The 1,275-nt window shown below is 38.4% G+C and carries 1 protein-coding gene; it reads left to right on the top strand.

What is annotated here, in order from left to right; all coding sequences use genetic code 11:
* Window positions 1-66 precede the first annotated feature (66 nt).
* Window positions 67-1,232 (top strand): IS3 family transposase gene (locus E2B99_RS12800; protein ID WP_125316795.1). Its coding sequence is split into 2 segments (ribosomal slippage): window positions 67-334 and window positions 334-1,232, totalling 1,167 coding nucleotides; the frame shifts between segments, so codons are not numbered across the junction.
* The last annotated feature ends 43 nt before the right edge of the window (window positions 1,233-1,275 follow it).

Raw genomic sequence — 1,275 nt, forward strand, 5'->3', positions numbered from 1 at the left:
TGATGTGTGCTGATAAAAACGGAAGCTTTCACTTGGTAAACTAAACGTACTCATCAGGAGTTTACCATGAGCAAAAAACCAAAGTTTTATACAGCGGAATTCAAAGCTGAAGCTATAAAACAGATTGAAGAAAATAAAGGCAATGTTTCGGAAACAGCAAGACAGCTTGGCATATCCATGCAAACGCTTTCCAATTGGTACAGCAAAGCTAAATCTGGAACATTAGTTGGAACACAACAATATTCCCCTGAACTTGCTGCTCTGCTCGAAGAAAATAAGAAGCTGAAACAGCAACTTAAAACTGCGGAATTGGAAAGAGAATTCTTAAAAAAAGCAGTAGCGTACTTTGCCAAAGAAAGTCAGTGAGGTACGCCTGCATGAAACAGTATAAAGATACATACCCAATCACCATGATGGCGAAGCTGTTAAAAGTTTCAGTATCAAGATTTTATGAGTGGTTGAAAAGTGGCTTAAGCCAAAAACAAATTCGAAGAAATCAGCAGACTATCATGGTGAAAATAGCACATCAGGAGACCAATGAAAGCTATGGCTATATTCGCCTGAGTAAGCATTTACACGCTCAAGGTGTTCAAATTAGCCAATATGCAGTACGTACAATAAAGAAGGTCAATAAACTCTTTTGCAAGCGCCATAAGCGCTTTAAAAGAACAACAAACAGTGATCACAACCGTCCCGTCTACAAAAACTTATTAGAGCAAAAATTTAACGTGAGCACTCCAAACCACGCGTGGGTAAGTGACATTACCTACATTTGGACAAACGAAGGATGGCTATATCTGGCTGCTTCAAAGGATCTTTATACAAAGCAGGTTGTTGGCTATAGTCTAAATGAACGTATGACAGCACAGTTGGTCTGTGATGCTCTTAAAATGGCTATTCGGAATCAAAAACCGCCACAAGGCTTAATTGTTCACTCAGACAGAGGCAGTCAATATTGCAGTCATGTATATCGAAATATGATTGAAAAATATGATTTTCAAGGTTCAATGAGTAAGCGTGGAGACTGCTTTGATAATGCACCAATTGAAAGCTTCTGGGGCATATTAAAGAATGAACTTATACACCATCGTACTTATGAAACGAGGGAAAAAGCGAAAGCAGATATTACAAAATACATAGAGCTATTTTATAATCAGCAAAGAATCCAAAAAGGATTGGATTTTAAGACACCAAATCAAATGGCAGAGGACTTTTACAGGTTGGCTGTCTAGAATCCTCCCAAGCGAAAGCCTCCGTTTTTATCAACACACATCA

Origin of the sequence: Alkanindiges illinoisensis, assembly GCF_004377485.1 — a bacterium.
Classification (GTDB): Bacteria; Pseudomonadota; Gammaproteobacteria; order Pseudomonadales; family Moraxellaceae; genus Alkanindiges; species Alkanindiges illinoisensis_A.